Annotated in this window: 21 protein-coding genes; 4 read left to right on the top strand and 17 right to left on the bottom strand. The window is 67.4% G+C overall.

What is annotated here, in order from left to right:
- Nucleotides 1-37: 37 nt before the first annotated feature.
- Nucleotides 38-1,444, top strand: a complete 1,407-nt coding sequence (locus tag FHW78_RS17625; protein ID WP_183643702.1) for a mannose-1-phosphate guanylyltransferase/mannose-6-phosphate isomerase — start codon at nucleotides 38-40, stop codon at nucleotides 1,442-1,444.
- 4 nt (nucleotides 1,445-1,448) lie between these two features.
- On the top strand, nucleotides 1,449-3,062 hold the full coding sequence (locus FHW78_RS17620; RefSeq protein ID WP_183643699.1) for a winged helix-turn-helix transcriptional regulator: 1,614 nt from the start codon (nucleotides 1,449-1,451) through the stop codon (nucleotides 3,060-3,062).
- On the opposite strand, the gene FHW78_RS17615 is transcribed toward FHW78_RS17620, so the two are convergent.
- The 3 genes from FHW78_RS17615 to FHW78_RS17605 all read right to left on the bottom strand — a co-directional run bounded on the left by FHW78_RS17615 (nucleotide 3,046) and on the right by FHW78_RS17605 (nucleotide 6,254).
- Nucleotides 3,046-4,185, bottom strand: coding sequence for a serine hydrolase (locus tag FHW78_RS17615; protein ID WP_183643696.1), 1,140 nt, complete (start codon nucleotides 4,183-4,185; stop codon nucleotides 3,046-3,048). The genes FHW78_RS17620 and FHW78_RS17615 overlap by 17 nt on opposite strands.
- A gap of 154 nt (nucleotides 4,186-4,339) precedes the next feature.
- A complete protein-coding gene (locus FHW78_RS17610) occupies nucleotides 4,340-4,609 on the bottom strand; it encodes a GlsB/YeaQ/YmgE family stress response membrane protein (protein WP_141453743.1) in 270 nt (89 codons plus the stop codon).
- 154 nt (nucleotides 4,610-4,763) lie between these two features.
- On the bottom strand, nucleotides 4,764-6,254 hold the full coding sequence (locus tag FHW78_RS17605; RefSeq protein WP_141453742.1) for a M20 family metallopeptidase: 1,491 nt from the start codon (nucleotides 6,252-6,254) through the stop codon (nucleotides 4,764-4,766).
- Nucleotides 6,255-6,497: 243 nt separating this feature from the next.
- Between FHW78_RS17605 and FHW78_RS17600 the strand changes: the two genes are divergently transcribed.
- Nucleotides 6,498-6,830, top strand: coding sequence for a ComEA family DNA-binding protein (locus FHW78_RS17600; protein ID WP_141453741.1), 333 nt, complete (start codon nucleotides 6,498-6,500; stop codon nucleotides 6,828-6,830).
- Nucleotides 6,831-7,103: 273 nt separating this feature from the next.
- Nucleotides 7,104-7,709, top strand: a complete 606-nt coding sequence (locus FHW78_RS17595; RefSeq protein ID WP_328805142.1) for a HutD family protein — start codon at nucleotides 7,104-7,106, stop codon at nucleotides 7,707-7,709.
- Here the strand turns inward: FHW78_RS17595 and FHW78_RS17590 are convergent.
- The 14 genes from FHW78_RS17590 to sufC form a co-directional block, all read right to left on the bottom strand.
- Entirely contained in the window at nucleotides 7,703-9,334 is a 1,632-nt protein-coding gene (locus tag FHW78_RS17590) for a sulfite reductase flavoprotein subunit alpha (protein WP_183643693.1), read from the bottom strand. The genes FHW78_RS17595 and FHW78_RS17590 overlap by 7 nt on opposite strands.
- Entirely contained in the window at nucleotides 9,331-10,284 is a 954-nt protein-coding gene (locus FHW78_RS17585) for an FAD:protein FMN transferase (RefSeq protein WP_255443334.1), read from the bottom strand. Before FHW78_RS17585 ends, FHW78_RS17590 begins: the two co-directional genes overlap by 4 nt.
- A gap of 91 nt (nucleotides 10,285-10,375) precedes the next feature.
- Entirely contained in the window at nucleotides 10,376-11,182 is an 807-nt protein-coding gene (locus tag FHW78_RS17580; protein ID WP_183643690.1) for a DUF4198 domain-containing protein, read from the bottom strand.
- Nucleotides 11,183-11,247: 65 nt separating this feature from the next.
- Entirely contained in the window at nucleotides 11,248-11,766 is a 519-nt protein-coding gene (locus FHW78_RS17575) for a DUF2271 domain-containing protein (RefSeq protein WP_183644799.1), read from the bottom strand.
- Between the two features lie 34 nt (nucleotides 11,767-11,800).
- Complete coding sequence (locus FHW78_RS17570; RefSeq protein ID WP_183643687.1) at nucleotides 11,801-12,442, bottom strand: PepSY-associated TM helix domain-containing protein; 642 nt, start codon at nucleotides 12,440-12,442, stop codon at nucleotides 11,801-11,803.
- Nucleotides 12,443-12,545: 103 nt separating this feature from the next.
- Nucleotides 12,546-14,879, bottom strand: a complete 2,334-nt coding sequence (locus FHW78_RS17565; protein ID WP_328805145.1) for a TonB-dependent receptor — start codon at nucleotides 14,877-14,879, stop codon at nucleotides 12,546-12,548.
- A 215-nt stretch (nucleotides 14,880-15,094) separates the two neighbouring features.
- Nucleotides 15,095-15,523 (bottom strand): hypothetical protein, encoded by a 429-nt coding sequence (locus FHW78_RS17560; RefSeq protein ID WP_183643680.1) that lies wholly within the window; start codon nucleotides 15,521-15,523, stop codon nucleotides 15,095-15,097.
- A 149-nt stretch (nucleotides 15,524-15,672) separates the two neighbouring features.
- Nucleotides 15,673-16,362, bottom strand: coding sequence for a Fe2+-dependent dioxygenase (locus FHW78_RS17555; protein ID WP_183643677.1), 690 nt, complete (start codon nucleotides 16,360-16,362; stop codon nucleotides 15,673-15,675).
- A gap of 54 nt (nucleotides 16,363-16,416) precedes the next feature.
- On the bottom strand, nucleotides 16,417-18,744 hold the full coding sequence (locus FHW78_RS17550) for a catecholate siderophore receptor Fiu (protein WP_183643673.1): 2,328 nt from the start codon (nucleotides 18,742-18,744) through the stop codon (nucleotides 16,417-16,419).
- A gap of 667 nt (nucleotides 18,745-19,411) precedes the next feature.
- Nucleotides 19,412-19,744, bottom strand: coding sequence for a non-heme iron oxygenase ferredoxin subunit (locus FHW78_RS17545; protein WP_183643670.1), 333 nt, complete (start codon nucleotides 19,742-19,744; stop codon nucleotides 19,412-19,414).
- Nucleotides 19,741-20,265 carry a GNAT family N-acetyltransferase gene (locus FHW78_RS17540; RefSeq protein ID WP_183643667.1) on the bottom strand — a complete coding sequence of 175 codons (525 nt, stop codon included), beginning with the start codon at nucleotides 20,263-20,265 and terminating at the stop codon, nucleotides 19,741-19,743. Before FHW78_RS17540 ends, FHW78_RS17545 begins: the two co-directional genes overlap by 4 nt.
- 124 nt (nucleotides 20,266-20,389) lie before the next feature.
- The gene (locus FHW78_RS17535) at nucleotides 20,390-21,643 is read right to left on the bottom strand and encodes a cysteine desulfurase (RefSeq protein ID WP_183643664.1); all 1,254 of its coding nucleotides are present in this window, start codon (nucleotides 21,641-21,643) and stop codon (nucleotides 20,390-20,392) included.
- Nucleotides 21,640-22,902 (bottom strand): Fe-S cluster assembly protein SufD, encoded by a 1,263-nt coding sequence (gene sufD / locus FHW78_RS17530; protein ID WP_183643661.1) that lies wholly within the window; start codon nucleotides 22,900-22,902, stop codon nucleotides 21,640-21,642. The genes FHW78_RS17535 and sufD overlap by 4 nt, the downstream gene beginning before the upstream one ends.
- On the bottom strand, nucleotides 22,899-23,666 hold the full coding sequence (sufC, locus tag FHW78_RS17525; protein WP_183643658.1) for a Fe-S cluster assembly ATPase SufC: 768 nt from the start codon (nucleotides 23,664-23,666) through the stop codon (nucleotides 22,899-22,901). Before sufC ends, sufD begins: the two co-directional genes overlap by 4 nt.
- Nucleotides 23,667-23,674 lie beyond the last annotated feature (8 nt).

The following is a 23,674-nucleotide window of genomic DNA, read 5'->3' as shown; positions in this document are numbered from 1 at the left end:
AGGGTAAACTGCCGTCCTCATTTCGTGCGAGAGCTCCATGGCCATACTCCAACCTGTCCTGCTGTCTGGCGGCTCCGGCACGCGCCTGTGGCCGCTGTCGCGCGAAGCCTATCCCAAGCAGTTCCTGCCGCTGGCCAGCGAACGGACGATGGTCCAGGACACCTGGCTGCGGATCGCGCCGCTGGCGACAACCCCCCCGATCGTGGTGGCGAACGAGGAGCACCGGTTCCTGGTCGCCGAGCAGTTGCGCCAGATCGGTGCGCCGGCGCCGCACATCCTGCTGGAGCCGGTGGGGCGCAACACCGCGCCGGCGATCGCGGCGGCGGCATTGCAGGCGATGGCGGAAGGTGCGGATCCGATCCTGCTGGTGCTGCCGTCCGATCATGTCGTCCGCGATGCGGAAGGCTTCCGGCGTGCGGTGGAGGCGGCGATGCCGGCCGCCGGGGACGGTGCGCTGGTAACGTTCGGCATCGTGCCCGACGCGCCCGAGACCGGTTTCGGCTACATCCATGCCGAGTCCGGCGAAGGCCTGCGCAAGGTGTCGCGTTTCGTCGAGAAACCCGACGCCGCGACCGCGCAGTCGTACCTGGATGACGGTGGCTATTACTGGAACAGCGGCATGTTCCTGTTCCGCGCGAGCCGCTACCTGGAGGAACTGGAACGCTTCCGTCCCGACATCGTCGCCGCGGTGCGCGCCGCCTTCACCGAGGCCCGGCAGGATGGCGATTTCGTACGCCTGGACAAGGATGCGTTCGCCGCCAGCCCGTCCGATTCCATCGACTACGCAGTCATGGAAAAGACCGCGCATGCGATGGTGCTGCCGGTGGACATTGGCTGGAACGATGTCGGCAGCTGGTCCGCGCTGTGGGACGTCGCCGAGCGCGATGCCGGCGGAAATGCCCACCATGGCGATGTCATCGCGGTCGACACACGCAACAGCTATGCCTACGCGCAGCGTCTGGTCGCGCTGGTGGGCGTGGATGACATCGTGGTGGTGGAAACCGACGACGCGGTGCTGGTCGCGCGCAAGGACCGCGTGCAGGAAGTGAAGCAGGTGGTCGCGCAACTGAAGGACGGCCAGCGCAGCCAGGCGGTCCTGCATCGTGAAGTGCATCGCCCGTGGGGCAGCTACGATTCGGTGGACATGGGCCAGCGCCATCAGGTCAAGCGGATCAAGGTCAAGCCCGGCGCCAAGCTGTCCCTGCAATCGCACGCGCATCGTGCCGAGCACTGGATAGTGGTCAAGGGCGTGGCGCGGGTGACGCGCGACAATGATGTGTTCGAGCTGTACGAGAACCAGTCCACCTACATTCCGATCGGCGCCAAGCACCGCCTGGAGAATCCAGGCAAGGAACCGCTGGAACTGATCGAAGTGCAGTCCGGCGACTACCTGGGCGAGGACGACATCGTCCGCTATTCGGACATCTACGGGCGCAGCGAGTAATCCCGTGGGCGACCCCACGCGCTTCCGCCTGGAGGATCTGGCGATCGACCTGGAGCGCCAGCGCGTCGAGCGCGCCGGCGAGGTGCTCAATGTTGCCGGACTCAGTTTCCAGCTGCTGCGTTACCTGGTGCTCCAGGGCGATCGGGTGGTGGGTTTCGACGAGCTGATCGAGCGGGTCTGGGCACCGGCCGTCGTCAACGAGGAAACCGTGACCCAGCGGGTGAAGCTGCTGCGGCAGGCACTGGGCGACGATGGACGACAGCCGCGCTACCTGCGCTCGGTGCGCGGACAGGGTTATCAACTGTGCGCGCGGCCGCAGCCGCTGGACGATGACGTCGAGCCTGTCCCGAAGGCATCGTTCGCCGCGTCCCGGCGGTGGTCGCGGGCGGCGGTGGCGGTAGTGATCGTGACGGCGGTTGCCGTGGGCCTGGCGATTGCCTGGACGTCCGGTGACGCGGAGAAGACAAAAACCAATGCGACGGCGTCCTCCGTCCCCTCCGGCGCATCGGGTACCGCCAGCCTGATCGAGCGCGCCGACTACTACGCCGGCATCGGCCAGCGCGACAACAACGAGCGCGCCATCGAACTGTACGAGCGCGCCTTGAAGGAACAGCCGGACAATGCCCGCGCGCTGGTCGGCCTCAGCCGGAGCTACGGCGCGCGGGTATGCCTGTTCAATTTCCCGCCCGAATGGGCCGCGCGCGCGCAGCAGCTGGCCGAACGGGTCATCCATGCGCATCCGGACCAGGCGGCGGCCTACGCCGCGCTCGGTTATTCGCATGACTGCCGCGGCCGCATCGACGAAGCGCTGGCCGGTTACGAGCGCGCCGTCGCACTGGATCCGGCCGCAGATGGCAGCCGTGCGTCGGCCGCGTATCTTTACGATCGCAAGGGACGCCTGGCCGACGCGCTGATCGCCAACACCTCGCTGCGCGGAGATCCGGCGCGGGTGCGTTTCCTGCAACTGCAGATCGCCAACAACCTGGACCTGCTTGGCTATCCGCAGGCGGCCGAGACCCAGTACCGGCAGAGTTTCGAGCTGTACCCGGACAATGTGTTCTCCAACCTCGCCTGGCCGCGCTACCTGTTCCGGCATGGCCGCCTGAGCGAGGCGCAGGCGGCATTGGATGTGGCGCAGAAGCGCGGCACCGCGCACGCCGACCTGCATCTGCTGGCCGCCGAACTCGCGCGCCTGCAAGGCGATGCCGCCACCGCCACCGGCGCCTACCGGGAAGCGGTGGCGCTGCGGCCGCAGTCCAGCCTGCCGACCACGCTGGCGCGCATCGACGCCGGCCGCGTCGATGCCGCCTGGGCGCGTGCGCGGGCGGAAACCCTGGCGGCGGAACTGGACGCCGGCGCCGGTTACCCCTCCGACTGGCTGGAGGTGGCGCTGCTGCGCGATGCCGGTGGCGACCGCGCCGCCGCGCTGCGTGCGCTGCAACGCGCGATAGACGAGGGTTACAGCGACGCCGACTACCTGCAGGTATCGCCCCTGTTCAAGCCGATGGCGGACGAACCCGCCTTCGCCCGTGGCATCGATGCCATCCACCGGCACAACGCCGCCGAACGCGCCAAGGTGCCGCCGGCGTTGCTGGCCCGGCTCACGGCATCGCCGTAAGCACGTAGTCGCCGAACATCCGCTGCGACTGCGGGTGCACGTCGCGCTGGTTGAACGAGGTGCGGGTGATCACCGCCACCAGTTTCTTCTCGGGAACGATGAACACGTAGTTGCCGCCATTGCCCGACATCGTCCAGGCCGGCTGTTCCCGCCCGTCGCGGGTGAAGCGGAAGCGCCAGAACTGGTAGCCGTAGTCGGCGTCCTCGCGGGCCTGCGCATGTACGGTCAGGGCCTGCCGGATCCAGTCGGCGGAGATGACCCGCTTGCCGTTCCAGACACCGCCGGCGGCCACCAGTTGGCCGAGCTTGGCCAGATCGCGGCTGCGGTAGCGGGTGCCGCCGCCCCCCATGCCCACGCCCTCGCTGGAACGGTTCCATTGCACCTGGCTGATGCCCAGCGGACGCTCGAGGGCTTCCGCGGCGAAAGCGGCCAGCGGCTTTCCGGTGGCGCGCTCCAGCACCGCGCCGAGCAGGAAACTGCCGGCGGTGCAGTAGGAGAACGTGCGCCCGTGCGGACTGTCCTCAGGACGCTTCACCCACGGCGCGTAGCCGCGCAGCGGCAGGTCCAGGGCGAATCGGGTCCAGTTCTCGCTGACGTACATGCGTTCCTCGTTGCCGGAGGAAAACGGGTTTTCGTCGTCGCAGTCCCAGGCCGAACTCATCGTCAGCAGGTCTTCCACGGTGATCGCCTGCTTGCGCGGGCCATCGTGCTGCCAGGGTGCCAGGTCGCGGAAGTAGTCATGCACGCGCGCCCGCGCATCCGGAATCAGGCCGCGATCGATGGCCGCGCCGACCAGCAGCGCGGTCACGCTCTTGGTCGCCGAGCGGGTGTCGTTGAGCACGTCGGGACCGCCGCCGTTGAAGTAGCGCTCATAGAGCAGGTGCCCGTCCTGCGCGACGAGCACGCTGGTGACGCCCGGAAAATCGCCGCGGGCGATGGCGGCTTCGAGCGCGCCGAAGCGCTCCAGCTTCCAGCCCTGTCGGGCGGCGTCGGCCACCGCCCAGCCGTCGCCTGCCGACGCGGGGGCACGGTAAGTGGGAGTGGCCGGAGCGGCCCAGATGGGCGCCGGCGTGGCGAAGGCCAGGCAGGACAACAGGATCAGGCGGGACAGGGACGGTGACATGGTGCGGCTCCTTGGGTTGGGAGCCGGATTGCACGGTGTCCGCGGATGAAGCGCCTGAAACCCGAATGAAGAATTGTGAAGCCGGCGGTTTCCACGTCATTTCCCAAGAAGAAGCCCCGCCGGAGCGGGGCTTGGGAATGTCGTCCGGCAGGGCTCAGGCCCTTTTCTTCTTCGCCAGGCCGTAGATGAAGAGCAGGATGATCGCGCCGACCACGGAGGCGATGAAGCCGGCAGGTTCCTCCGGTCCGTACCATCCCAGTGCGCCGCCGACGAAACGGGCGAGCAGTGCCCCGGCCACGCCCAGCACGATCGTCCAGATGAGGTTGAGCTTGTCGTCGCCGGGCTTGATGGCCCGGGCCAACAGGCCGGCCAGGAAGCCGATGAGCAGGGTCCACAGGATGCCGCCACCAAAGATCTGTTCCATCTGAACACTCCGGTCGGAAAAAGTGGGGGGTGTCCGCAGGGTAACCCAAGCCATGCCCGACGCACATCCGTCCCGCCCGGCCGCGGTCAATACGGGCGAAAACGAAAAGAGCCGGGATGACCCGGCTCTTTTCCCGTACCCGCGTGTGCCCGCGTCAGCAGCAGCCGTGATCGCCGTGCTGGTCGCCGCCGGCGACGGCTGCCACGCCGGTGGTCTCGCCACGCACGCTGGCCGCGTGATGCTCGGCGATGACCCGGGCCACGCACGCGGTGACCTTCTTGCCCATCGGGATGTGCAAGAACTCGTTGGGGCCATGGGCGTTGGAATGCGGGCCCAGCACGCCGGTGATCATGAACTGCGCACCCGGGAATTTCTCGCCCAGCATGCCCATGAAGGGGATGGTGCCGCCTTCACCCATGTACATGGCCGGCGCGCCGAAGAACTCGCGGCTGGACGCGTCGATCGCCTTCTCCAGCCACGGCGACATCGCCGGCGCATTCCAGCCGGTGCTGGCCTTCTCCAGATCCAGGCTGACCTGGGCGCCGTTGGGCGGATCCTTGAGCAGCAGTTCCTTGAGCAGTTCACCGGCGCGCTTGCCGTCCAGGGTCGGCGGCAGGCGCAGCGACAGCTTGACCGAGGTGTGCGGACGCAGCACGTTGCCGGCCGACGACAGCGGCGGCATGCCGTCCACGCCGGTCACCGACAGCGCCGGGCGCCAGGTGCGGTTGAGCACCAGTTCGGTCAGGTCCTCCGCCATCGGGGTCATCCCGGGCAGGAACGGGAATTTGTCGAACACCGCCGTGTCCAGCACCCGCGCGGCTTCCTTCGCCTGGGCCAGGCGATCGCCCGGAATCTCGACCTGCAGGCCCTCCGGCAGGATCCGGCCGGTGTTCTCGTCCTCCAGCCGCGACAGCAACTGGCGCAGCAGGCGGAAGCTGGACGGCACCACGCCGGAGGCGTCGCCCGAATGCACGCCTTCCTCCAGCACCTTGACCGTGAAGTTGCCGCCGGCCAGGCCGCGCAGCGAGGTCGTGCACCACAACTGCTCGTAGTTGCCACAACCCGAATCCAGGCATACCACCAGCGATGGCTTGCCGATGCGATCGGCCAGGTGATCGACGTAGGCCGGCAGGTCGTAGCTGCCGGATTCCTCACAGGCTTCGATCAGCACCACGCAGCGCGCATGCGGCACGCCCTGGGCCTGCAGGGCCTGGAGGGCGGCCAGCGAACCGAAGATGGCGTAGCCGTCGTCGGCGCCGCCGCGGCCATACAGGCGATCCCCCTTCAGCACCGGTGTCCACGGACCCAGGTCGGCATCCCAGCCGGTCATTTCCGGCTGCTTGTCCAGGTGTCCGTACAGCAGCACGGTATCGGCGCCGGTTTCCGGGCCGCTGGCGGGAATCTCGATGAAAATCAGCGGGGTACGGCCTTCCAGCCGGACCACTTCCACCTGCATCCCGGGAATGGCCTGGGCGCGCGCCCAGTCTTCCATCAGGCGCACCGCCGCATCCATGTATCCGTTGGCCACCCAGTCCTTGTCGAACATCGGCGACTTGTTCGGGATGCGGATGTATTCGACCAGCTGCGGAACGATGTCGTCGTCCCATTTCTCGGCGACGTAGCGGTCGACCTTGGCGGTATCCATGGAGTCTCCAATCGGTACGGAATCAGACGCCCATTCTACGCCTCCCCATGGGGTAGGAATTTTCCTACATGACGCTGCGGGGTTTCCCGGCAGCTTTTGACGGTGGCGGGCGATATGTTTTGCAGCAGTGGCGGATGAGACTGTTTCCGCCGGCCAACGAAGCGATTCGACGCCGGCAGGAGCCACAGGGGACAAAACCTCTGTACGAAAGGAATCACCCATTTGCCACAAGGAGAGTTGCCCATGAAATCGCTGAGCACCGTGTTGAAGTCGGTTGCCCTGTCGCTGGTCCTGGCCCTGAGCGCCCACGCCGCCGACAAGGTGAACATCAACACCGCGGATGCGGCCACGCTGCAGACGGTCCTGATCGGGATCGGCCAGGCGAAGGCGGAAGCCATCATCGAGTACCGCAAGACCAACGGCCCGTTCAAGAGTCCCGAGGAACTTGCGATGGTCAAGGGCATCGGTTTGAAGACGGTGGAAAGGAATCGCGAACGGATCGAATTGCGTTCCTCCGCCGAGCCGGCAAACAAGCCGGCGACGGCTGCACGCCCGGCACCGGTCACCCGGCGCTGACGGCAGCACGAAAAACCCATGCCGTGGTTTCTGCAGGATGCAGATCGACCCGGCTGACGGGGCAGGATGCCAGGGGACAGGCACGGATGCCGACAGGGATGTACCCATTTCGTATCGGCGTGCAGGACGCACGGGAACAGGAGCAGGCAGGACGCCTGTGATCGGCAGGAGCCGACAGGGATGTATCCATCGCCCGGACATGCAGGGAGCATGTCCGGGCGATGCTTTTTGGGGCGTTAGAATCCGGTTCCGGCCTACAGCGAAGCAGCCATCGTGTCCGAAGCGCGCGTCATTCCCGCCAACGAGTACCGCAGGACCCGCTGGAAGAACGGCCAGGGCTGGACGCGGGAAATCCTGCGCATGCCCGACAGCGACGATTGGACGTGGCGGCTGTCGATTGCGGAGATCGAACAGGACGCCGCGTTCTCGTCGTTTCCGGGCATCGATCGCGAGCTGATCCTCCTGCAGGGAAATGGGCTGCGGCTGGCGTTCGCGGAGGGCGAACAGGTCGAACTGGAACCGCCGCACGGCCGGATTCGCTTCGCCGGGGAACGCGAGGTGACCGGCTACCTGCGGGACGGATTCACCCACGATTTCAACCTGATGTGGAAGCGGGATGTCGTGGATGCCGAACTGCTGCACCGTCCGCTGGTCGGCTCGATGCTGTTCTTCGTGGATGCCGATACCACCTGGGCCATCCACCTGTTAGCCGGGCAGGCGGAATTCGAGGCGGCGAGTGGCTTGCCGCCGCTGTTTGCCGGAGACACCGCGCTACTGCCCGCAGGTCCGGAACGCCGCCGTTTCGCCCTGCAGGGCGGGGGAGAGCTGCTGGCCGCGCGCGTGTCGCCGGTGAAGCGGAGCGCCTTGACGGATCAGTAGACGTCGCGGCGATAGCGGCCGGCCAGGCGGAGTTCCTCCAACCGCTCCGCGCCGAGCGCATCGTTCAGGGCGGCGTCCACGCCCGGGGCCATGCCCTCCAGGCTGCCGCAGACATAGATCACCGCGCCATCGTCCACCCAGCGCCGCAGTTCGTCGGCGACCTCGCGCAGGGCGTGCTGGACGTAGCGTCGCTCGGGCTGATCCCGCGAGAACGCCAAATCCAGGCGTTCCAGCGCGCCTCGCGCCTGCCAGTCCAGGATCTCGTCGCGATGGAAGAAATCGTGCGCCGCCTGGCGTTCGCCGAACACCAGCCAGTTGCGTTGCGCCTTCGCCGCCACCCGAGCCTTCAGGTGCGCGCGCAGGCCGGCGATGCCGGTACCGTTGCCGATCAGGATCATTGGACGATCGTTGCCGGGTGGATGGAAATTGGCGTTCTCGCGGACGCGCAGGGCAATCGTCCCGCCGAGGGCCGCGTGATCGCACAGCCAGCCGCTGCCCAGCCCGGGTCGTCCATCCGGACGCCGCATGCGCCGGACCAGCAATTGCAGGCTGCCATCGGCGGGAATCGAGGCGATGGAGTACTCGCGGTGCGGCAGGGCGGTGAGTTCCGCGATCTCGGTTTCGGGCGCGTGGCCGCGCAGCGTTTCCGGATCCGGCAGATGGACCTGGGCCAGGACGTCGGCAAGCGGTTGGCGCGTCCCCTGCCATTCGACCGGGCGTTGCGGATCCCAGCCCACGGCCTGGACGAAGGTACCCACGGCCGGCAGCGGATTGCGCGGACCGATTTCGGCGATGTCGCCGGCCTGCCATGCCGGCAACGCGCCGGTGGCCGGGCGCAGGGCAATGTGGAACGCCGCTTCGCCCTGGCTGCCGGGATTCAGCACGCGCCGATCGGCGAGAATCCAGTCCTCGTAGCGCGGCCGATCCCAATCCGGCAGTTCGGCCACACCGCCCAATTGACCCAGGTGATGCTGCCAATGACGCAGGGCGCTTTCGTCGGCATTGTCGACGTCCACGCGGTCAAACAGCGGTTGCGCGCCGTGCTGGCGCAACCAGTCATCGAGTTGATGACCGAAGGCGCAGAACTGCGCGTATTCGCGATCGCCCAGCGCCAGCACGGCATAGCGCAGGCCGTGCAGGGAAAGCGCCTGCGACATGATCCGGCGGACGAAGCCCAGCGCGTGATCGGGCGGATCGCCTTCGCCGGTGGTACTGACCACGAACAGGATCCGCCCCTGCGCGAGATCGCCGGCCTGCAGCGTATCGATGGCCTGCGCGCGCGCGGCGACCCCGGCGGCGATCAGGCTGTCGGCCGTGCGCGCGGCCAGCATGTGCGCGAAACCGGTCTGGCTGGCGTATACCACCCGCAGCGCTTCCAGCGAGGTGTCGACGATGGCGCGGCGATCCTGGCGACGGTGCCGCGCGGCCAGCCACGCCCACGCACCGACGTAGGCCAGCAGCGCCGCGCCCGCGCCGAACCAGCGGCCGCTGCGCGGCGACGCCGGCCACCAGGTTTCGCCCTGCAGCAGCGCCATCGCCGCCACGATGGCGAGCAGGGCAAGCAGGACCGCGGCATTGCCCAGCCAGGCGAAGGAAACCGGCGAGGGAGAGGACTGCGCGCTCATGCGGCGAGATGCGAGGCGAACCGGCTGCTGGCCCGTTCCGTCAGCGTGTCGCCCTCGCGGACGATGAAGCGCGCCGCGATCCCGCGCCGTTCGGCCAGCGCCAGTCCCGCGTCGGCGCCGAGCACCGTCAATGCGGTGGCCCAGCCATCGGCTTCCATCGCGGTGGGCGCCAGCACGGTGACCGCCGCGCGAGCGCTGGACACCGGCTTGCCGGTGCGCGGGTCGAGGGTATGCGTGTAGCGTTCGCCGGCCTGTTCGAACCAGTGCCAGCGATCGCCCGAGGTGGCGACCGCCCGTTCGTCGATGATCGCGATGCGTGGCTCCAGGCCGGCGGCTTCCTCCTCGTCCGGCGAGGATTCGATCAGCACCCGCCAGTGCTCGCCATCCGGCTTGCGGCCATAACCGAAGAGTTCGCCGCCGACTTCGACCAGAGCGGCGGCGAAACCGCGCGCGCGCAGGGTTTCGGCCACCGCATCGACCGCATGGCCCTTGGCGATGGCCGACAGATCCAGTTGCACGCCACCGGGCTGCAGCAGGCGCCGGTGGTCGGTGTCCAGCACCAATCGCCGCCAGCCGACCTGTTGCCGGGTCGAATCGCGGCGGTCGTCGTCGGGAACCGTGCGGGATTGCGCATGGGCGCCGAACCCCCACAGTCCCACCAGCGGCCCGACCGTGGGATCGAAGGCGCCTTCACTGGCCTCGGCGATATCCAGCGCGCATCGCAGCACGGTGAAGAACGCGTCCGGAAGCACCTGCCAATGCCCGGCCTGCGCGCGGTTGAAACGGCTGATGTCCGATTCCGTTTCCCAGGTACTCATCTGCGCCACCACGCGATCCAGTTCGGCCTGGATCAGCGCGTGCAGCGCATGCAGATCCTCGCGTGGCGACGCGACCAGCCGGACCGACCAGTTCGTGCCCATGGTTTCGCCATGCAGCGCGTGCAGCGCCATGTCCGGAGCGGGGAAGGACGGGGGAGACACGGAGGGAAAAGGGGAACTCATGACCCGCGGCGCGTCCCGGGGGACGCGCCGGTCTTGGTGATTACTGCGGCAGGACTTCGAGCGTGGCCACGTAGCTGAGGCGGCGCTGCTTGGCCTGCGGCAACGAGGTCTTGTCGTCCTGCGCGGTGGTTTCCAGCCAGTACATGCCGGCTTCCGGCCAGGTCACGCTGAACTCGCCGTTGGCATCGGTGGTGACCTTGATCTCGTCCTGCGCGTTGCGATAGCGGGTGCCGCCGCGGGTGATCTCGAACTCCAGGCCCGAGGCCGGCTTGCCGTCCTTGAGCATGCGGAACTTGGCCGGCTCGCCGGCGAACAGATCGTTCGGATGGGTGACCGGCACCAGTTCCAAGCCCTCGCCGCTGGTCTTGAGCGCGGTGTCGTTGGGCGAGCCGTTGGTCACGAAGGTCTCGATGCGGCCGACCGACTGCGAAACCTGCAGGTTCTTGGCGTCCTTCGGCACTTCGGTGGCGAAGGTGGCGGGAGTGCCGCGCCAGCGCTTGGGCTTGCCGTTTTCTTCCCAGGTGCCGAACAGGCCGCTGTTGACCACCGCGATGCGGTAGGTGCCCTGCTGCTTGAGCTCGACGTCGAACACGGTGCGGTACTTGCCGGTGGCCAGGTTCTGCGCATCGACCTTGCTGCCATCCGGCGCGGTGATCGCCAGGCCCTCGGTGCGCAGCGGCACGTGGTTGAAGTAGAACAGGTCGTTGGACACCGCGGCGTCCACGGTGATCCACGGATTCTGGCCGGCGATCACCGTCTGCGACGGCTGCAGCCAGGCCTTGTGCGCGAACGCGCTCAGCGGCAGTGCGGACGCCAGCGCGATGGCGAGGGTCAGGGAACGCTTCATCGGTTTCTCCAGCTTTTCGTCGGGTATGGGAAGGGGCGGATGCATCGGCATCCGCGCGGGATTGATTACGGCTTGACGGTCAGGGTGACGGCGCCCAGTTCGCTGCTGCCCTGGGCCTTGCCGCTCTGCGCGGCGCCCTTGGCCGGCCAGGTGAAGGGAATCTTCAGCAGTTCGCGGCCGCCGACTTCGCGCGCGGCTTCCACCACCAGCGTGTACTGGCCCGGTGCCAGCTGCGCGAGTTGCGGCTGCTTGTCGGTGAACTTCAGCGCGTGCTTGCCGACCGGACGGGTCGGGCCGGTGACGCCGTCCACCGGCACCTTCAGGGTGCGGCCGGACTTGCGCCACCACTGCCGCATGTCCGGCAGCCACTTGGTGCCGTGGCCTTCGGCGGTATCGCGCTGCTGGTACCAGACCGACAGGTTGGCGGCGACTTTCTGGTCGGCGCCCTCCAGCCATATCGCGACGTAGGGCCGGTGGTACTCGGCGACGTTGAGCTGGGGCACTTCGACGTTGATGTTCAGTTCGCCGGCATACGCCGGAACGGTCAGCAACCCGCTCAATGCGAACGTCAGGGTCAGGGACACGGTGGTCTTGGTCATGGGCGGGCTCGTCGAAGGATCAGTGGATGAAGATCAGGGCCAGCAGCAGCGGCACCACCAGGCCCAGGCCGACCATCGGCCAGGTCAGGCGGCGCTGGCGCGCGTGCAGTTGCAGCAGGAACAGGCCGGTGATGCAGAACACCAGGCAGGCGATCGCGAAGATGTCCAGGAACCATCCCCACGCCGCGCCGGCGTTGCGGCCCTTGTGCAGGTCGTTGAAGTAGGACACCCAGCCGCGGTCGGTGCTTTCGTATTCCACCGAGCCGGTTTCGCGATCGATGCTCAGCCAGGCGTCCGCGCCCGGGCGCGGCATCGAAAGATAGATTTCCACGTCCGACCACTCGGCCTGGCGACGGCCGATGCCGACGGAGAACTCGTCGCCCAGCCAGGTGGCGACCGGAGCGGGCAGCGGCGCATTGCCTTCCTGGCGGCTTCCCAGCTTGGCCAGCAGCGCGGGCGGCAACTGCGCCTGCCGGTTGACCACCTCGGGCTTGGCCTCGATTTTCGAGGCGTGATTGAGGGTGATGCCGGTAGCCGCGAACAGCAGCATGCCGATGAGGCAGATCGCCGAACTGATCCAATGCCATTGGTGCAGCGTGCGCAGCCAGTAACCCCGGCGCTGCTGCTGGCTGGTGACGGATTGTGCGGGCGCTGGGCTCAAGCGGGCGGGACGGGTCGAAGGAAGGGAGAATTAGACCACAAATGAGAATGCCTCTCAATTGAGGTGGCCGGCCCGCCGATGGGCGGACCGGCCGGATACCGCGTCAGAAGCGCAGGTTCAGCGACACCCAGAAACTGCGGCGCTGTTCCTTCACCGCGTAGTCGTCCACGCAGCTGTACTCGCTGTCGCTGATCAGCAGGCAGGACTGGGACACGAAATCCTTGTCGAACACGTTGTTGACCCGGGCATTGATGGTCAGCGCGTCGGTGGCCTTCCAGCTGCCGCCCAGGTGGAACACGGTGTAGTCCTCGTAATAGCGAACGTTGGAGACGGTCGCGCCGTTGACCGAGGTGACCACGGTGTCGCGATAGCGGTCGTAGCGACCCTCGCCGATCAGCGACAGGCTGAGGGCGTCGCTGATCCGCCAGTTCAGGCTGGCGTTGGCCATGTGCCTGGCCGGGTTGCCGGCGATGGGCATGCCCTTGGCCGCGCCGCTGGTCTGCTCGGACTTGGTGTAGGTGTAGTTGCCGCGCAGCTCCAGGTTGTCCCGCAGGTCCACATGCGCGGCCAGTTCGACGCCGCGGGTCTCGGCCTCGTCGATGTTCACGCTCTGGCTGAAGGTGCTGTAGCCCAGTTCGGCCCAGCCGGGACCGACATCCACGCAGTAGCCGCTGCCGGCGGGCGCGACCTCGCAGTTCGGGAAGGTGCCGCCGCTGGCGATCTTGTCCTCGAACTTGTTGAAGAAGCCGGTGATGTTGAAGCCGAAGCGGTCGCCCTCGTAGTAGGCGGCCAGCTCGTAGTTGGTGCTGGTCTCGGGCTTCAGGTTCGGCGAACCGACCAGCGGCAGCACGCCCTGGCCGCCGAAGCCGGTCACGCCCGGGAACAGTTGATCCGGGCGCGGCGTCTTGTAGCCGGTACTGACGCCGCCCTTGACCGTCCAGGCGTCGCTGGCGTTCCAGACCAGGTAGGCGCGCGGACTGACATGGCTGCCGAACACGTTGTGATCGTCGTAGCGCACGCCCAGCGTGGCGGTCAGGGTGTCGGTGAACGACCAGTTGTCCTCGGCGAACACCGACCACATCCGGTGCTTCTGCTTCACGCCGTCGCGATAACCGCCGCCGTCCATGCCGAACACGCCGTCGGTCATGTCGGTGTCGTTGTACTGGCCACCGACGGTCAGCTTGTGGGCGCCGAAGGTCATGTCGAGCATCGTGTCCAGCACGTAGCCTTCCAGCTCCATCGTGCGCAGCGGGCGCGGCAGGAACGCGGACAGGCGCGCGCGCTCGGCGTCGTTGAGCACGCCCAGGTTGCCGTTGGCCATGTTGCAGCGGGCGGCCTGGCCGCGACGTGCGCAGACATCGTTCCACAGCGTCTGCAGGTTGGCGCGTTCTTCCAGCGTCAGCGGCAGCGAGCGGCCGAGGTTGTTGCTCGTGGCGTGGGTCAAGCTGGTCTGCCAGGTGCCGAAGTCATAGCGGCCCTGGTGGGTCAGTGACAGCTGATCGCGCTCGTAGCGCTGCCATGCGGTATAGCCGACACGCGGCTGCACGACGCGACGGCTGACCGTGCCCGGACCATCGGGATTGGGAAGGGTGGCGTTGCCACTGCGCCACAGGCTTTCCAGGCTGTCCAGGGTGCCGGTCTGGCCCTTGCGGTTGTCGTACTTCTGCCGCGAGATGTCGTAGTCCAGCCAGAAATCATTGTGCTCGTCGAGGCTGAAGTCCAGGCGCACGCCGGCGTTCCAGCGGGTGTTCGCGACCGCCTTGCCGCCGCCGCCGAAGCCCAGCGTGCGTTCCCACATCGAACCGTCCGGCAGCGGCAGCGCCGGCCACTCCGGGTTCGACTCGTCGGTGTCGTACCAGCTGCCGCGCACCGCCATGCCCAGCCGGTCCTTGACCAGCGGACCACTGAGATAGAGATCGGTGGTGCGTGCGTCGCCGAACTGATCTTCCTGCTGGATCGTGAAGCCCTGGGTGATCGAGCCGCCCCATTCTTCCCTGTTGCGGCGGGTGATAATGTTGATCACGCCGCCCATCGCGTCGGAGCCGTACAGCGTGGACATCGGGCCGCGGACCACTTCGATGCGTTCGATCGCGTCCAGCGGCGGCACGTATGCAAACTGGCCGCCGCCGAAATTGTTCGGGTAGAGCTGGCCGACGTTGCTCTGGCGACGACCGTCGATCAGCACCAGGGTGTACTCGGAGGGCATGCCGCGCATGCTGACGGTGGCCGCACCATTCTTGTCGGTGGTTTCCATGCCCACATCGATGCCTTCCACATCGCGCAGTGCGTCGATCAGGCTGGTATAGGGGCGCTGGCTGAGATCCTCGCGGGTGACCACGCTGATGCTGGCCGGCGCGTCGACGATCTTCTGCTCGAAGCCGGCCGCGGTGACGACGACGGTGTCGAGGGTGTTGGGCCGGTCGGAACCGTCGGGCATCTGCTGGGCGACAACGGGTGCGGAAAGGGAAAGCAGCAGGCAGGCGGCGAGCCGGTTGTGGCGGGGGGAAAGCGGGAAGCGGGGCTGGGTCATGGTCGTCGGACAGGCATGTGGTTCCCTCCCCCGCGAAGGAGAAGGAAGGGACTGGTTGGGAGAAGGCGCGGTGCGGACCGCAGACGTGACGGCGGATATGACGCGTCTGGCGCGTCAGCCGGTCAGGCGATCTGGAGCAGCGAAGCCAGCACGGGAGGCGCCTGGCCGCGATGGCGCTGGCATGGCGGCGCCGGCTTGCTCGGCACGCGACCGGAAGTGCGCAGGCATGCGCCGCCGGAAGGCGGTTGCCTGGACAAGGAGAATGCCAGGACGGGGAGGAGCTCCCTCGGCGTCGCCACCGGTTCCGGTTCGGCGTGCTGGGAAACCGGCTGCAGGGTGACGCGCCGCTTCTTGGCCGGCTGATCGTCATGGCGCCCCGCATCGGGCGCTCCATCTTCCGGCGCCTGCTGGAGCATTCCGACGGGACTGGCGCGGTTGTCCCAGTGGCCGAAACCATGCGGACGCTGCCCGGCCATGGCGCCGAAGTGCAGGGTGGACAGCAACAGGCATACGGAGGCCAGCACGGCCAGCCATGCCGCACGCGGACGCACCTCGCGGCGCGACCGGCGGGATTGGACAGCCTGGCGGATCGCCTGGAACAGAAACTTACCCCTGCGTGGATGGCCGCCCCAAGGGGACGGCAAGCGCAGGGATTTTAATGAGAACCATTATCAAATGCAAATGAGAGGCATCTTGCCGCTCATGTTTCGCCCCAGCGCCGCAGCAGGTTGTGGTACACGCCGGTCAACCGGACCACCGCGGCGTTGTCCGCGCCGGTCTGCCGCAACGTCTCCAGCGAAGTATCCATCTCGAACAGCAGGCGCCGGCAGGCGTCGTCGCGCACCATGCTCTGCACCCAGAAGAACGAGGCCAGGCGCGCGCCACGCGTCACCGGCTGGACCTTGTGCAGGCTGCTGGACGGATACAGCACCATGTCGCCGGCGGGCAGCTTCACTTCGTGCTCGCCATAGGTGTCGCTGACGATCAACTCGCCGCCGTCGTATTCGCCGGGCTCGCACAGGAACAGCGTGCAGGACACGTCGGAGCGCACCGCCTGGCTGCGGCCATCCGGGGTCCGGGTGAGCATCACCGAACCGTCGATGTGGAAGCCGTATTCACCGCCGCCCTGGTAGCGGTTGAAACGCGGTGGTACGACGTGGAGCGGCAGCGCCGCGGCGAAGTACAGGGGATTGCGTTCCAGCGCGGCCAGAATCCGCTGGCCCAGTTGTTCGCGCAGCGGCGAGGCGTCCGGCAACTGCTCGTTGCGCTTGACCTGCGCGCCCTGGACGCCGACGGTCTCGCGGCCGTCGGTCCAGTCGGCCTGGTCCAGCGCCTGCCGCATCGCCATGACCTCCTGTGGGGCGAGCACCTGGGGAATATGCAGCAGCATGTCTTGCTCCTTGGAGGAAAACGGGGAGGCGCGCGCCTCCCCGCCACGACCGCGTCAGAACCGCAGGTTCAGGCTCAGCAGCACCGAACGCGGCGCACCCGGCGTGTAACGGTAGCCGCTCTTGTTGATCGCCGCCACGTAGTCCTTGTCGAACAGGTTGTAGGCGTTCAAGCGCAGATCCAGGTTCGGGCTGAAGGCATAACTGACAACCGCGTCCCACACCGTGTACGACTTGACGAAGTTCGGCGTGCCCACGGCACCGTCGGTGCCGCGCTTCATTTCGCCGGAGTAACGCACGCCACCGCCGACGGTCAGGCCGAAGGGGAGTTCGTAGGTGGTCCAGGCGGTGAAGGCGCTGTCCGGGGTGTAGCCCAGATCGCGGGTCTTGTCGTTCGCCACGACCGGGCCATCCTTCACGGTGGCGTCCATCGCGGTGTAGCCGGCGGACACGGACCAGTCGTCGGTAAGCTTGCCAACCGCCGAAACCTCCACGCCGCGCACGCGCTTCTCGCCGCCCTGGAAGGTCACCCCGTTCTCGGTGATCACTTCGTTGCTCACGTCAGTCTGAAACACCGCCAGGGTCAGCAGCAAATCGTCACCCAGCAGGTTCCACTTGCTGCCGACCTCGAAGGTCTTGGCTTTCTGCGGGTCGTATTTGGGATTGTTGGCGCTGTTGTCCGCGTTGCTCAGTTCCAGCGCGGTACCGCCCGGAGGCTGCTGCGAAAGCGCGTAGTTGGCATACACGCTGGCGACGTTGCCCACCTTGTAGACCGCACCGAGTTTCCAGTTGACCAGGGTATCGGAGGCATCCCGATCCACGCCCGGCACGATGGTGCCGGTGGGCAGGCTGCCGCAGACGGGACCGCCGCGACCGCCGCAGGCGACCAGGCTGCTGAAGTCGGTCTTGTAGTGATCCAGGCGGATGCCGGCGGTCAGCAGGAAGGCTTCGTTGAACTTCAGGGTATCGAAGGCGTACAGCGACGACGTGGTGATCTTGCCCTTGCTATGCGCACCATTGCGGCCCCAGCGCAGGCCGCTGACGTCAGGGTCGGGGTTGTACAGATTGGCCGCCGGCCAGGCGGTCCCCGGGATCGTGGCGACGCCCCAGCTTTCCAGTTCCTCGCGCGCGAACTCCAGTCCGGTGCTGAGGTTGTGCTGCACGCGGCCGGTCGAGAAGTCGGCGCGCAGGTTCAGCTGGTTGGTGGCGATGGTGTATTCCTGATCCTTGAAGGTTGGCAGGCTGCGGTTGACCGTCCAGCCATAAGGATTGTTGATGTCGGGGATGGTCAGCGTGGGCGTGGTGCCGGTGGCGGACAGCATGAATGCCGTCAGCATGTAGTCCTGTTCGTTCTTGCCCCAACGTGCGGTATTGGTCAGCTTCAGCGTGTCGGAGAAGTCGTGCTCGAAGCGGAACGTGGCCATTTGCGCGGTCACGTCGTCGTGATCGAAGCGCGTGCCGTAGAAGTTCTCGCTGTCCACGCGCGGCGCCAGCGCGATCTGCGGACGGGCAGGGTCCGGCGAACTGTAGCCCGGCAGGCCGATGGTCGGCACGCCGCCGTCCGGCACGTTGTCCTGCTTCACGTACAGCAGGTTGAGGAAGTAACGGGTATCAGAGCCCAGGCCGAACGCCAGCGACGGCGCCACGCCCCAGCGCTTGTTGTTGATCAGATCGCGGCCGGGCACGTCGCTGTCCTGCGCCATCACGTTGAGGCGGAACGCCGCGCCGGGGATGCCGAGCGACTGGTTCCAGTCGGCGGTGACGCGCTTCTGGTCGTCACTGCCGATCGAGACGGTCGCGCTGATCGCGTCCTTCCGCGTGGCCTGCTTGCTGACCATGTTGATTGCGCCGGTCGGTGCGCTGCGGCCGTTGTCGGTGCCGGCCGGCCCCTTCTCGACTTCGACCTGTTCGACATTGAACACGTCGCGCGAGATCGAACCCAGGTCGCGCACGCCGTCGACGAAGATGCTGCTGGAGCTGTCGAAGCCGCGCATGAACAAGGTGTCGCCGGTGGCGGTATTGCCGTTTTCGCCGACGAAGAAGGTGCCCACGCCCGGGCTGTTGCGCAGCGCCTCGGTCAGGGTGGTCGCGCCCTGCTGGTTGAACAGATCGTCGGTGATGATCTGGATGGTCTGCGGGGTGTCCTGCAGCGACTGGGTGAACTTGGGCGAGGCCAGCTTGTCCGCCTTGTATTCGCCGACCGAGGTGCCTTCGACGTGCACCTCCGGCAGGGTGGTCGGATCCGGCTTGGGCGCGGTGTCGGAGGCGACCTGGGCGGCGGCGGGGACGGCCAGCGCCAGGCTGGTCAGCAGGGTGGCGGTGGTCAGGCCGTTCGGGGAACGGGATGCGGGAGTGGCGTGCTTGCGCGACTTGATCGGGTTCATGGGTGTCTTGGCGGTTTCGGAAGGGAATCCCCGTGGCGACGGGCGATGGGGAAGCGGGGGCGCTGGCGGCCCGGGCATCCGGATCGCCAGTGCGGATTCAGGCGCGCGGGGGCGCGTGGCCGTGCGGCAGACGGCAGGCGTCGGACCGGAACCGGACATCGCCGGAACGGACGGACGCGCAACGTGCGGGCTGGAAGCCGGGGCGGTCAGCGGGGGCGGGGCCGCTCGCAGGGTCGAACTCGCCTTCGGGTGAAGGTTCGACGGCGGCGATCGAGTCCACGGACGGGAGTTGCCAGCCTGTGGCGGGACTTCTCTCTTCGGCGTCCCGGGTGTTTGCCTCCGCTGCCGGAGTCCCCTCGGACAACGCGGCCGCCACCACGGTCGGGCCGGTGACGGCCGCGACGGATGCCGATGCGACCGGAAGCAGCCACACCAGCGACCACAACAGTCCCAGCAGCGCCCAGAAGAGGGCGCTGCGACGTTCGTCACGGGGGCGGGTCGGAAGGGGCAAGGGGAGCGGGGCGGGTCAGCCGGATAACGAATTTATAATCTTAATGATAATTGTTCTCTTTCGCAAAGACGCCTCGCCGAATGGCGGTGCGGAAGAAACAAAAAAGGCGGATTCCGGGGAATCCGCCCTTTTGGAAAGCCGCTGCCGGCGTGCCGATCAGCCGCGGTCGTCGCGGGTCCAGAGCCCGCCGTGTTCCTGCTTGACCGGGAACTTGGGTACCGGCGAATAGGCCGGCGCGCACAGCGCCCGACCATCGCGGATGTCGAACTTGGCCCCGTGCAGGATGCATTCGATGGTGGCCTCGTCGCCGTCGTAATTGCCGGAGGACAGTTCGAAATCCTCGTGGCTGCAGCGATCCTCCAGCGCGTAGAAATCGCCGTCGTAGTTCATCACCAGGATCGGGGTGCCGGTGACTTCGTCGAACACCGTGCGCATCTCGCCGGGCAGCATTTCGCCCAGCGCGCAGACGAAGGTCCAGTTCTCGCTCACAGCGCTTTCTCCAGCACCTCGAAGCGGAGATCGTCGCGCTTGGGAATGCCGAAGCGCTCGTCGCCGTAGGGGAAGGGCTTCTTGATGCCGGTGCGCGCGTAGCCACGACGCTCGTAGAAGGCGATGAGTTCGTCGCGCACGTCGATGACACTCATCCGGATGGCCGGTTGTCGCCAGTCTTCGCGAACCACGCGTTCGGCCTCGGCGATCACCGCCTTGCCCACGCCGCCGCCCTGCAGATCGGGCCGGACCGAGAACATGCCGAAGTAGCCGGCGCCGTCCTCCACCGCGACATGCGCGCAAGCCAGCATCTGCCCATCGCGTTCGGCGACAAGGATGCGGCTCCGGGCGCGTTCGATGTCACGCAGCAGGCCTTCGGGATCGATGCGCTGGCCATCCAGCAGATCGGCTTCGGTGGTCCAGCCCTGCTTGCTGACCTCGCCACGGTAGGCGGAGGTCACCAGCGAGACGAGGGCGGGGATGTCCGCGGCGGTCGCGGTACGGAAAGTCAGCGTGCTCATGCGCCGATCTTACGGAAAACCGCCCCCCAACTGTAGGAGCGACGTCAGTCGCGACCGGGATTCCGGGCGGCCCAGGTATCCGGTCGCGACTGACGTCGCTCCTACAGGGGGATGCGCGCCGCAATCAGGCCAGCAGGCTGCGGGCTTTCTTCAGCGCGGCGGCGAAGGCTTCGATTTCGGCGTGGGTGTTGTAGAAGGCCAGCGAGGCCCGGCAGGTCGCGGCGACCCCGAAGAACTGCAGCAGCGGATGCGCGCAGTGCTGGCCGGAACGGATCGCCACGCCTTCCAGGTCCAGCAGGGTCGCCAGATCGTGCGCATGGGCGCCTTCGACCAGGAAGGAGATGACCGCGGCTTTCTCCGGCGCGGTGCCGAAGATGCGCAGGCCGTCGATCTTGCGCAGCTCCTCGGTCGCGTGGGCCAGCAGTTCGGTTTCGCGCGCCTCGATGTTGGCGATGCCGACCGACTCGAGGTAATCCACCGCCGCGCCCAGGCCGATGAAACCGGCGATGTTGGGCGTGCCGGCCTCGAACTTGTGCGGCGGGTCGTTGAACACCGTGCCGTCGAAGCTGACCTCCTTGATCATCTCGCCGCCACCGATGAAGGGCGGCATGGCCTGCAGATGCTCGCGCCGGGCCCACAGCGCGCCGGTGCCGGTGGGCCCGCACATCTTGTGGCCGGTCAGGGCATAGAAATCGCAGCCGATCGCGGCCACGTCCACCGGGCGGTGCGGCGTGGCCTGCGAACCGTCCACCATCGTGACGATGCCGTGCTTGCGCGCTTCCCGGCAGATCTCGCGGACCGGATTGACCGTGCCCAGCACGTTGGACACGTGGGTAATCGCCAGCAGCTTCACATCCGGCGTCATCGCCGCGTACAGGCCGGGCAGGTCCAGCGAACCGTCCGGAAGAATCTCGGCCACGCGAAGCGTGGCGCCGGTGCGCTGGGCGACCAGCTGCCACGGCACGATGTTGGCGTGATGCTCCATCCGCGAAACCAAGATGACATCGCCCTTGCCCAGGCGCGGCAGCGCCCAGGAGTAGGCGACCAGGTTGATCGCGAAGGTGGTGCCGCTGCACAGCACCAGTTCGTCGGCGCGCACGTTGAGGAAGCGGGCCAGCTTGCGGCGCGCGCCTTCATAGGCGTCGGTGGCTTCCGTGCCGAGCGTGTGCACCGCGCGGCTGACGTTGGCGTTGTGGCGGCGGTAGAACGCATCCGTGGCGGCGATTACCGAGGCCGGTTTCTGGCCGGTGTTGGCGCTGTCGAAATAGATCAGCGGCTTGCCGTGGACCTGGCGCTCCAGCAGCGGGAAGTCGGCGCGCACGCGCGCCCAGTCGGGCGTGCCGGCCGGATCGCGATGTGGCGCGGGACCGGCGTTCACGGCGCACCCAGCCCGGCCAGGGCCTGGTCGATGCGCTGCGACAACTGCTCACGCACCGCCGGGTTGGTGATGATGGACATCGGCTCGCGGCAGAACGCAGCGGTCAGCAACTGCTGCGCTTCCGTTTCCGGAAGGCCGCGCGAACGCAGGTAGAACAGCGCGTTGGCGTCCAGCCGGCCGACGGTCGCGCCGTGCGCGGCCTTCACTTCGTCGGCATGGATTTCCAGCACCGGCTGGGTGTCGATCTCGGCGTTGTCGGACAGCAGCAGGTTCTTGTTCGACAGCGCCGCGTCGGTGCCGTCGGCACCCTCGCGGATCAGGATGCCGCCATGGAACACCGCGCGTCCGCGTCCGGCGCCCAGGCCCCGCCAGGTCAGCTCACAGGCGGTGTCGCGGGCGATGTGGTCGATGCCCAGCCGGGTATCCAGATGGCGGCGGCCGTCGGCGAGCAGCACGCCGTTGGCAATCAGGCGGGCCCGGTCGCCTTCCAGCCGCACGTTGAACTCATGCCGCGACAGCGCCGCGCCCAGTTCCAGATCGATGCGGCGGTATTCGGCATCGCTGGCCAGCACGGCATCCGTGCGCAACAGGTGGGTGGCGCGATCGCCGTCTTCCTGCACGCGCGCGTGGGCCAGGCGCGCACCGCGCCCGACATGGACATGGACCAGCGTGTTGGCCAGATGGGCGTGCGAGCCGGTGCCGAAATGATGTTCGAACACCTTGAGCGAGGCACCCGCGCGCAGTTCGACGAGATTGCGCAGATGCCAGGCATGGTCGGTGTCGTCGGATGCGCCGATGAACACCAGGTGCAGCGGCGCCTCGACTTCGACGGACTCGGCCACCCGCAGCAGCACGCCTTCATTGGCGAGGGCCGCGTTGAGGCGGGCGAACACTTCATCGCTCCGTTCGAAACGGCGTTGCAGGAAGCGGGCGGATTCGCCGCCCTCGGCCAGCGCCTCGGACAACAGCTGCAGGCTGACGCCTTCCGGCAAGTCGCTGGTCAGCGAAAGCGCGACCGAATAGCGTCCATTGACGAACACCGCGCGCGGGCCCGGGATGCCGGCCAGCAGCATCGGATCCAGCGCGGGCAGGGCTTCGACCGGGGCGAAGCTGCGGCGTTCGAGCTGGCGCAGCGAGGTGTACTTCCACGCCTCGGCGCGCGGACCGGGCAGGCCGTCGCGCAGCGCCTCGTCCAGCACCGCGCGGCGCGCGGCGTCGCCGCTGAAGCCGGTGGCGAGGGAATCCAGCAGGGCGCTCATCCGGCGACCTTTTCGGGGGCCACCCGATCCTTGATCCAGGCGTAGCCGTGCTGCTCCAGTTCCAGCGCCAGTTCCGGACCGCCGGTTTCGACGATGCGGCCATCGGCCAGCACGTGCACCACGTCCGGCTTGATGTAATCGAGCAGGCGCTGGTAGTGGGTGATGACCAGGAAGGCGCGATCCGGTGAGCGCAGCGCGTTGACGCCGTCGGCGACGTTCTTCAGCGCATCGATGTCCAGGCCGCTGTCGGTCTCGTCGAGGATGGCCAGCCGGGGCTCCAGCACGGCCAACTGGAAGATCTCGTTGCGCTTCTTCTCGCCGCCGGAGAAACCCTCGTTGACGCCCCGGTGCAGCAGATCGTCGCGCAGGTGCAGCACGGCCAGCTTCTCGCGCACCAGCTTGAGGAACTGCATGGAATCCAGTTCGTCCTCGCTGCGCGCCTTGCGCTGGGCGTTGAGCGCCGCGCGCAGGAAGTAGGTGTTGTTCACGCCCGGGATTTCGACCGGGTACTGGAAGGCCAGGAACACGCCGGCGGCGGCGCGTTCTTCCGGCTCCAGCTCCAGCAGCGCCTTGCCGTCGAATTCGACCGAACCGGCGGTGACCTCATAGCCCTCGCGGCCGGCCAGGATGTTGCCCAGCGTGGACTTGCCGGCGCCGTTGGGGCCCATGATGGCGTGGACCTCGCCGGGCTTCACTTCCAGGGACAGGCCCTTGAGGATTTCCTTGCCGGCGACGCTGGCGTGGAGGTTTTCGATCTTGAGCATGGGATTGG

The sequence above is a fragment of the Pseudoxanthomonas sp. OG2 genome, assembly GCF_014192765.1.
GTDB classification, from domain to species: Bacteria; Pseudomonadota; Gammaproteobacteria; order Xanthomonadales; family Xanthomonadaceae; genus Pseudoxanthomonas_A; species Pseudoxanthomonas_A beigongshangi.
This window is presented reverse-complemented; position numbering and strand designations above follow the sequence as displayed.

What these genes read in the sequence shown, in the direction of transcription:
- sufC (WP_183643658.1), bottom strand. Translation starts at nt 23,666, where the DNA reads ATGCTCAAGATCGAAAACCTCCACGCCAGCGTCGCCGGCAAGGAAATC.
- sufD (WP_183643661.1), bottom strand. Translation starts at nt 22,902, where the DNA reads ATGAGCGCCCTGCTGGATTCCCTCGCCACCGGCTTCAGCGGCGACGCC.
- FHW78_RS17540 (WP_183643667.1), bottom strand. Translation starts at nt 20,265, where the DNA reads ATGAGCACGCTGACTTTCCGTACCGCGACCGCCGCGGACATCCCCGCC.
- FHW78_RS17580 (WP_183643690.1), bottom strand. Translation starts at nt 11,182, where the DNA reads ATGAAGCGTTCCCTGACCCTCGCCATCGCGCTGGCGTCCGCACTGCCG.
- FHW78_RS17600 (WP_141453741.1), top strand. Translation starts at nt 6,498, where the DNA reads ATGAAATCGCTGAGCACCGTGTTGAAGTCGGTTGCCCTGTCGCTGGTC.
- FHW78_RS17615 (WP_183643696.1), bottom strand. Translation starts at nt 4,185, where the DNA reads ATGTCACCGTCCCTGTCCCGCCTGATCCTGTTGTCCTGCCTGGCCTTC.
- FHW78_RS17590 (WP_183643693.1), bottom strand. Translation starts at nt 9,334, where the DNA reads ATGAGCGCGCAGTCCTCTCCCTCGCCGGTTTCCTTCGCCTGGCTGGGC.
- FHW78_RS17550 (WP_183643673.1), bottom strand. Translation starts at nt 18,744, where the DNA reads ATGAACCCGATCAAGTCGCGCAAGCACGCCACTCCCGCATCCCGTTCC.
- FHW78_RS17610 (WP_141453743.1), bottom strand. Translation starts at nt 4,609, where the DNA reads ATGGAACAGATCTTTGGTGGCGGCATCCTGTGGACCCTGCTCATCGGC.
- FHW78_RS17585 (WP_255443334.1), bottom strand. Translation starts at nt 10,284, where the DNA reads ATGGCGCTGCACGCGCTGCATGGCGAAACCATGGGCACGAACTGGTCG.
- FHW78_RS17625 (WP_183643702.1), top strand. Translation starts at nt 38, where the DNA reads ATGGCCATACTCCAACCTGTCCTGCTGTCTGGCGGCTCCGGCACGCGC.
- FHW78_RS17565 (WP_328805145.1), bottom strand. Translation starts at nt 14,879, where the DNA reads ATGCCCGACGGTTCCGACCGGCCCAACACCCTCGACACCGTCGTCGTC.
- FHW78_RS17555 (WP_183643677.1), bottom strand. Translation starts at nt 16,362, where the DNA reads ATGCTGCTGCATATTCCCCAGGTGCTCGCCCCACAGGAGGTCATGGCG.
- FHW78_RS17605 (WP_141453742.1), bottom strand. Translation starts at nt 6,254, where the DNA reads ATGGATACCGCCAAGGTCGACCGCTACGTCGCCGAGAAATGGGACGAC.